Origin of the sequence: Roseiarcus sp., assembly GCF_049514155.1 — a bacterium.
Lineage (GTDB): Bacteria > Pseudomonadota > Alphaproteobacteria > Rhizobiales > Beijerinckiaceae > Roseiarcus.
In genome coordinates this window covers 1-7,799 of the sequence record NZ_JBEKVH010000172.1, presented here as the reverse complement: position 1 = coordinate 7,799, position 7,799 = coordinate 1, and the positions used below count along the sequence as shown (strand labels likewise).

The 7,799-nt window shown below is 68.5% G+C and carries 6 protein-coding genes and 1 pseudogene; 3 read left to right on the top strand and 4 right to left on the bottom strand.

The window, feature by feature from the left end; all coding sequences use genetic code 11:
• A pseudogene (locus tag ABSF49_RS18575) lies at window positions 1–1,440 on the bottom strand (glutamate synthase subunit alpha); the annotation flags it as partial.
• 380 nt (window positions 1,441–1,820) lie between these two features.
• Here ABSF49_RS18575 and ABSF49_RS18570 point away from each other — a divergent pair.
• Window positions 1,821–2,906: a threonine aldolase family protein gene (locus tag ABSF49_RS18570; protein ID WP_424114129.1), complete on the top strand. Its 1,086-nt coding sequence runs from the start codon at window positions 1,821–1,823 to the stop codon at window positions 2,904–2,906.
• Between the two features lie 34 nt (window positions 2,907–2,940).
• Window positions 2,941–3,747 (top strand): hypothetical protein, encoded by an 807-nt coding sequence (locus ABSF49_RS18565; protein WP_424114128.1) that lies wholly within the window; start codon window positions 2,941–2,943, stop codon window positions 3,745–3,747.
• Between the two features lie 81 nt (window positions 3,748–3,828).
• Here the strand turns inward: ABSF49_RS18565 and ABSF49_RS18560 are convergent, their stop codons facing one another.
• A complete protein-coding gene (locus ABSF49_RS18560; RefSeq protein ID WP_424114127.1) occupies window positions 3,829–4,311 on the bottom strand; it encodes an Hsp20 family protein in 483 nt (160 codons plus the stop codon).
• Between the two features lie 254 nt (window positions 4,312–4,565).
• On the opposite strand from ABSF49_RS18560, the gene ABSF49_RS18555 reads away from it, so the two are divergent.
• The gene (locus ABSF49_RS18555; RefSeq protein WP_424114126.1) at window positions 4,566–5,012 is read left to right on the top strand and encodes an META domain-containing protein; all 447 of its coding nucleotides are present in this window, start codon (window positions 4,566–4,568) and stop codon (window positions 5,010–5,012) included.
• Between the two features lie 9 nt (window positions 5,013–5,021).
• Here ABSF49_RS18555 and ABSF49_RS18550 read toward each other — a convergent pair whose 3' ends face one another.
• Window positions 5,022–7,127: an ABC transporter ATP-binding protein/permease gene (locus ABSF49_RS18550; protein ID WP_424114125.1), complete on the bottom strand. Its 2,106-nt coding sequence runs from the start codon at window positions 7,125–7,127 to the stop codon at window positions 5,022–5,024.
• Window positions 7,128–7,277: 150 nt separating this feature from the next.
• Window positions 7,278–7,799, bottom strand: a 522-nt coding sequence (locus tag ABSF49_RS18545) for a TCP-1/cpn60 chaperonin family protein (protein WP_424114124.1), incomplete at its 5' end; no start/stop codon positions are given.

Below are 7,799 nucleotides of genomic sequence, written 5' to 3'. Positions count from 1 at the left end.
GCGCGACGCGCGCGGCTCGACCGGATTGAGCTCCTCGAGCACGATCTGCGTCGTCTCCAGCCATTGCCGGTAGGGGTTGGCGCGCGACAGCCGGCTCTTGATCTCGTCGTCGGAGATGATGCGGCCCTCGATCAGATCGACGAGCAGCATCTTGCCCGGCTGCAGGCGCCATTTGGTGACGATCTTCTCTTCCGGGGTCGGCAGCACGCCCATTTCGGAGGCGAGCACGAACAGCCCGTCGTCGGTGACGAAATAGCGCGCCGGCCTCAGGCCGTTGCGGTCGAGCGTGGCGCCGATCTGGCGGCCGTCGGTGAAGGCCATCGCCGCCGGGCCGTCCCACGGCTCCATCACCGCGGCGTGATACTCGTAGAAGTCGCGCCGCGCCTCGTCCATCAGCGGGTTGCCGGCCCAGGCCTCCGGGATCAGCATCATCATCGCATGGGCGAGCGAGTAGCCGCCGCGCACCAGGAACTCGAGCGCGTTGTCGAAGCAGGCGGTGTCGGATTGGCCTTCGTAGGAGATCGGCCACAGCTTGGAGATGTCGGCGCCGAACAATTCGGAATCGACGCTCGCCTGCCGCGCCGCCATCCAGTTGACGTTGCCGCGCAGGGTGTTGATCTCGCCGTTGTGGGCGACCATCCGGTAGGGATGGGCGAGCCGCCAGGACGGGAAGGTGTTGGTGGCGAAACGCTGGTGGACGAGCGCCAGCGCCGTCTCGAAGCGCGGGTCGAGCAGGTCCTTGTAGTAGCGCGGCAGTTGCCTGACCAGCACCATGCCCTTGTAGACGATGGTGCGGCACGACAGCGACACCGGATAATATTCGGCGATCCCGTCGCCGATGGCGTAGACGCGGTTGGAGATCACCTTGCGCAGGATGAACAGCCGGCGCTCGAACGCGTCCTCGTCGGCGATCGTCGCGCGCCGGCCGATGAAGACCTGGCGCTGCATGGGCTCGACCGCCTTGACCCGCTCGCCGAGGTCGGAATTGTCGACCGGAATGTCGCGCCAGCCGATCAGGTCGCAACCTTCCTCGACGATCGCCTCGGCGACGATCGCCTCGGCGCGGGCGCGCGAGTCGGCGTCGCGCGGCATGAAGAACTGGCCGATGGCGTAATGCCCCGGCGCGGGCAGGGCGAAGCCGAGCTTGGCGCATTCCTCCGCGAAGAAGCGGTGAGGAATTTGGGTCAGCACGCCGCAGCCGTCGCCGAGCGTCGCGTCGGCGCCGGTCGCGCCGCGATGGTCGAGGTTGACCAGGACCTGCAGGCCCTTTTCGAGAATGGCGTGCGAGGCGCGGCCCTTCATGTCGGCGACGACGCCGACGCCGCAGGAATCGCGCTCCTTGGCGGGGTCGTAGAGACCCTGCGGGCGCGGCAGCGACGGGTCGGCGCCCGGCGTCAGGGACGGGCGGCCGGACTGGGTCTGGTGGGTCTTGGCGTTCATCTCTCCACTCCCCCGCGCGGTCGCGCTGCGTTCCGAGCGTCGTTCGTCAAGTCGATTTTGCTTGCTGTTGGACAGGTTCGGCGGCGTTGGTCTACGGCCGCCCGGATTTCAGGCGGCGCGTTTTTTTCGGTCCGTCGCGAAACGAGTCATCGCGAATGTTGCTTCCGACATAGCAAAACGCCCTGGCCGCGCCGACGGCAAATGGTCAGCACAACTGTCCTATCTCGGCAAACCATGACAGAAACGCGGTCACGATACAAGACAGACGCCGGCGCTGAAACTCATTTTTTCGCCGCGCGCCGCGACGGCGCGGATTGCCAACCCGCCCCGGCGCGAGGCATGACAGGCGCGCTGCGGGGCGGCCTCAAGGATCGGCAGGGATGAATTTCGCCAGCGACAATGCGGCGGGGGTGGCGGCGCCGATCCTCAATGCGATCGCCGCCTCGAGCCGCGTCAACGCGCCCGCCTACGGCGCCGACGATTTCACCGCGCGCGCGCAAGCGCGGCTCGCCGAAATCTTCGAGCGCAAGGCGTCGGTCTTTCTCGTCGCCACCGGCACCGCCGCCAATGCGCTGTCGCTCGCCGCGCTTGCGGCGCCGTGGCAGGCCGCGTTCTGCCACGAGGAAGCGCATGTGATCGACGACGAGTGCGGCGCGCCGGAATTCTTCACCGCCGGGGCCAAGATCGTGGGCGTCCCCGGCGGCGACGGCAAAATCCAGCCCGCCGCGCTCGTCGAGGCGCTGGCGCGCTACCCGCGCGGCCAAGCCAAGACCAGCCAGCCCGGCGCGCTGTCGCTCAGCCAGGCGACGGAAGCGGGGACGGCCTACCGGCCCGACGAGATCGCCGCCTTGGCGGCGATCGCGCGCGCGGCGGGGATGGGCGTGCACATGGACGGCGCGCGCTTCGCCAATATCGTGGCCGCGACCGGCGCGGCGCCGGCGGAACTCACCTGGCGCGCCGGCGTCGACGTGCTGTCGCTGGGGGCGACCAAGAACGGCGCGCTCGCCTGCGAGGCGGTGATCGTCTTCGATCCCGACAAAGCCGGCGCGATGCCCTATCAGCGCAAGCGGGCGGGGCAGACGCTGTCGAAAGGGCGCTTCCTCGGCGCCCAGATGGAGGCCTGGCTCGCCGACGATCTGTGGCTCGATCTGGCGCGGCGCGCCAACGCCGCCGCGCGCCGTCTCGCCGAGGGGCTCGCGGCTGCGCCCGGCCTGCGCCTCGCCTTTCCCGTCGAGGCCAACGAGGTCTTCGTCGTCGCGCCCGACGCGGCGCTGGCGCGCTGGCGCGCGGCGGGGGCCAAGTTCCACGACTGGTCGACGCGCTCGGCGCGTCCCGATCTCGCGCCCGGGACGGGCGAGACGATGGTGCGGCTGGTGACGTCGTTCGAGACCGGCGAGGCCGAAGTCGACGCGCTGCTGGCGCTTGCCGGGGCGCCGCAACGAAGCCGCAATTCGCGCAAAGATTGAGGGTGTCGACCGCCCGAATGGGGAGTCCGAAACAATGAGCCGGGTTCAGCACAGCAAGCCCTCGCGCCGATGGGGATGGGCCGCCGCCGCGCTCGTTCTCCTTGCGCCGCCGACCGCGGCATACGCGCAGGGCTTCTTCTTTCTGTTCGGCAATCCGTCTCCCTACGAGATCGAACGGCGGCTGGAGGCGGCCGGCTACGCCCTCACCGGCCCGCTGACGATGCGCGGCGACGTCTATCTCGCCGACGTCATTGTCCGCGGCGAGGGCCCGGAGCGGCTGGTCATCGACGCCCAGAGCGGGCGCATCGTCGAGCGCTACCGCGGCCGCCCCGACCGTTGGCGCGAGGCTTCGGCGCCGCCGCCGTCCGCATGGAGCGATGATCCGCGCATGTGGAATGGGCCGCGCCCGCCCGCGGCGATCGGCCCCGACGCGCCGCCGCCGGATTCTTTCGAGCCGCAAAAGCCTGAAGTCCTCGAGGCGCCCAAGGCCAAGCCGAAGGCCGCCGAGACCAAGCCGAAGTGGACGCCGAAGCCCGCGCCGGTCGCCAATGTCAACAACCCGCCGCCCGCCGTCGTCGTTCCGCCTCCGGCTGCGCCGACCCCCGCTTCGCCGGCGGCTTTCTCTTCGCCTGCGGCCGCTCCGGCCTCGCCGAGCCCGGCGCCGAGCGCCGCCGCCGCGCCGGCGAGTCCGGCTCCAGCCGCAGCGCCGTCCCCGGCGGCGTCGCTCGAGGCGGCCAAGGCGGATGCGCCGAGCGTCGTCAAGCCGTCGCCGCCGGCCGCTGCGGCCGCGCCCGCCAAGTCGAAGGCGGTCAACGACATCCCGGTCACGCCGCTGGATTGAGGCGCAGAAGCCGGCGCTCCCAGCCGCCTTGGACAAACAAAAAGGGCGCCCCGAAGGGCGCCCTCGCTGCGAGCCGGCGCTTTAGGCCGCCTGCTTGCTCTGCGGCGCCACGACCGTCGTTTCAATCGTCTTGGCCGCAGCCTGGATCGGGATCGCGCGCGGCTTCTGCGCCTCGGGCACTTCGCGCGCCAGGTCGATGTGCAGCAGCCCATTCTCGCACGCCGCTTGCGTCGCGGTCACGTGGTCGGCGAGGTGGAAGCGCCGCTCGAAGGCGCGCGCGGCGATGCCCTGGTAGAGCGTCTCGCGCTTCTCATCCTTCTCTTGGGCGCTCTTGGCGCCGCGCACCGTCAGGACTCCCTCGCGCGTCTCCACTGTCAGTTCGGAGTCGGCGAAGCCGGCGACCGCCAGCGTGATGCGGTAGGCGTTCTCGCCCATGCGTTCGATGTTATAGGGCGGATAGGTCGGCGCGCTGGCCTCCAGGCCCGCGCTCTTGTCGAGCAACCCCAGCAACCGGTCGAAACCGATGGTCGAACGGTAGAACGGCGAAAAGTCGTAGTTCAACATGATCATATCCTCCGTATGAAGCGACATGGGCCTTCAGCGCCCCGTAGCGGCGCGGTCGGCGACGCGTCCCGGATTGGGCCCGCGTCTAACAGAAATTTGGTGCGTCCTGCCCGGCGCGCAAGGGGGTTCGACCGCGCTCGGCCGCAAATTTGCTCGTTTCGCCGCGTAGCCGAGCCGTTGCGCGATTTCGGGCCGATGGCTATACCCGGCCAGTAATTTCCACGCCCAGAATGGCGGATCGAGGATCGGACTCCATGAAAGCCACGATGTTTCGCGCGGCGATCGCGCTCTCCGCAATCTGCTTCGCTTTCGCGGCGCAAGCCATCAGCAACGATGAGCCGCCGAAGCCGCTGCCGCCGCTACAGAAGAACTTCCCGCTCGACCAGACCTGGCAGCTGAAGGAGCTCAACGGCAAACCTGTGCCGGCCGAAATCGACGTCAGCCTGAAGATCGACAGCACGCTGCGCGGCTCGGGCTTCGCCGGCTGCAATTCCTGGTCGGCGACGATGTATCCGATCAAGGACCAGCATCTTGCCGTCGGCCCCTACGCGTTGACCAAGAAGCAGTGCGACAAGGACACGATGGCGATCGAGTTCGGCTTCCTGTCGGCGCTGCTCGCCCAGCCGATTTGGGACCTGGTCAACGGCGAGCTCGTCATCAAGGGACCGCGCGGCGAGATGCGGCTGGCGCGCTCGCTCTGAGCTTCGCCGTCATTCGGCCGGCGTCGCCTCGAGCATGGTCGCCGGCGCGTTGGCGCGCGCCGTCAGCGCGACGCGGCGCATGTGGAAGGCGCCGAGCGTCGAACGATGGCCGATCGAGACGATCGTCGTCTTCGGCAACTTTGCGGCGATCGTCTGATAGAGGGCGCCCTCGCTGGCCTCGTCGAGCGCTGAGGTCGCTTCGTCGAGGAACAGCCAGTCGGGCGCGGCGATCAGTGCGCGCGCCACCGCCAGCCGCTGCTGCTCGCCGCCCGACAGCCGCATCTGCCAATTGTCGCTGATGTCGAGCCGGTCGGCGAACGCGGCGAGGCCGACTTCGCCCAGCGCGGCGCGGATCGTCGCGTCGTCGAGCCCGGCGGCCGACGCCGGATAAGCGATTGCGTCGCGCAGCGGACCGATCGGCAGGTAGGGGCGCTGCGGCAGCAGCATGATCTTCGCCTTCGGCTCGGCGATCTCGCCGTGGCCGTAGGGCCAGATTCCGGCGATGGCGCGCAGCAGCGTCGACTTGCCGACGCCGGAGGGGCCGACGATCAAGGTCGGTTGGCGAGCGGCGAAGGCGAAGGATTCGATGCGCGCCAGCGCGCGACCGTCGGGCAGGTCGAGGTCGAGGTCCTTGAGGGCGAAATCGTCGTTGGCGGCGGCGACGCGCACGAGGCCTTTGGCGTTGTCGAGCGCCGCGTGGGCGCGCGCAATCGCATCGTCGAACGAGGTCAGTCGGTCGAGCACCGCCTTGAAATCGGCGAGGCCAACATAGGAGGAGACGAAGAAGCTCAGCGACGAGTTGACTTGGCCGAACGCGCGCGCGACCTGCACCAACGCGCCGAGCTGAATCTTGCCGATGAAATAAAGCGGCGCGCCGACGATGAAGGGGAAGTACTGGCTTATCTGGTCGTAGGCGGAGGTGAACGCGGTCAGCCGTTTACGCACCCGCACGATGCTCATGTAATTGTCGAAGACGTCGCCGAAGCGTCGCATCGCGCCGGCGGTCTCCACCTCTTCGCCGCGCAGCAGCGCGATCTGTTCGCTGTACTCGCGCAGGCGGGCGAGGCCGAAGCGGAAGTTCGCTTCGTATTGCTGCTGGCGGAAATAGAGCCCGATCAGCGAGTGGCCGATCCAGTGAGTCAGGCCGGTGCCGATCGCCGCATAGGCGAGCGCGATCCAGAACAGCAGGCCTGGTACGATGATGTTGAGGCCGGGCAGCGGGAACCCCGCCGACAGCGTCCACAGCACGATGCCGAAGGACACCAGAGTCGTCAGCGTCGACAGCAGCGTGATCGAATAGCCGAAAATGCCTGCGCCGGAGCCCTGGCCGAAAATGAAGCCGTAGATGTCCTCGCTGATGCGCTGATCGGGGTTGTCAGCGGGCGTGCCCGCCAGCGCCATCGGATAATGCGCGCCGCCGCCGAGCCAGCGGCCGATGTAATAGGCGGAGAGCCACCGGCGCCAGCGATAAACGAAGGTCGAGGTGACGACGTATTCGATCACCAGCGCCGCGATATAGATCGTCGCGAACGGCAGGAAGATCGCCAGCAGCTGGGTCCAGAACGCCGCCTCGTCCTTGTTTTGCAGCGCGTTGTAGAAGTCGCGGCTGAAGTAGTTGAGCCGCACCAGCAGCGCCACTTCGAACTGGTTGATCACGATGAGGAAGACCAGCGCGGCGATCGCCAGCTTGTTCTGCGGCGTGGTGAACGGGCGGCCCGGCCAGATTCGCGCCGTCGTCGGCGCCCGCTCGGAGAAATAGGGGTCGGCGATGTCGGTCATCTTGCGCACGACCGGGATATGCGAGACGGCGAAGACCAGCGAGCCGAACAGGGCGACGGTGAGCGGCAGCGAACTCGGCAGCGCGTAGTCGGCGTAAGCGTGCGGCCACAGGCCCAGCTCGTCGATCAGGTAGGTGGCGCCGAAGACGATCGTTTCGACCGCGAAGACGACCTCGAACACCCGCAAGAAATTCGAGATGTGCGCCGACCGGTAGGTCGCGCCAGCGCACAGCAGCGCCGCGGCGGCGTAGAGGAAGAGGCCGACGTCGGGCGCGCGCAGACCGACCAGAAAGGCGGCGAGCGCAAACAGCGCGACGGCGAGGCTCAGAATTCGCATGGGGCAGGGACCGGCGGGGTTGGAAGCGAACGGGGCGGGAAGAAGCGCACTAACAGAACCCCCGGCGCAAAAGAAGGCGGAAGCGGGCGGGGCGGGATTAAATCACAGCAAGGTCGGCGCCATCCCGCCTCCGCGCCTTGGTCCTCGGGATCAGAAGTCCATGCCGCCCATGCCGCCGCCGCCGCCGCCCATCGGCATCGCCGGCTTTTCCTTCGGCACTTCGGCGACCATCGCTTCGGTGGTGATCAGCAGGCCGGCGACCGAGGCCGCGTCCTGCAGCGCCGTGCGCACGACCTTGGCCGGATCGACGATGCCGGCTTCGAGCATGTCGACATATTCGTCGTTCTGGGCGTTGAAGCCGAAGGTCTGCGACTTGTTGTCGGTGATCTTGCCGACGACGATCGAGCCTTCGCCGCCCGCGTTCTCGACGATCTGGCGGATCGGCGACTCGAGCGCCTTCAGCACGATGTTGATGCCGGCCTGCTCGTCGGGATTGTCGCTCTTGAGCTTGGCGACCGCCGCCTTGGCGCGCAGCAGCGCGACGCCGCCGCCCGGCACGACGCCTTCCTCGACCGCGGCGCGGGTGGCGTTCAGCGCGTCGTCGACGCGGTCCTTCTTCTCCTTGACCTCGATCTCGGTCGCGCCGCCGACCCGGATCACCGCCACGCCGCC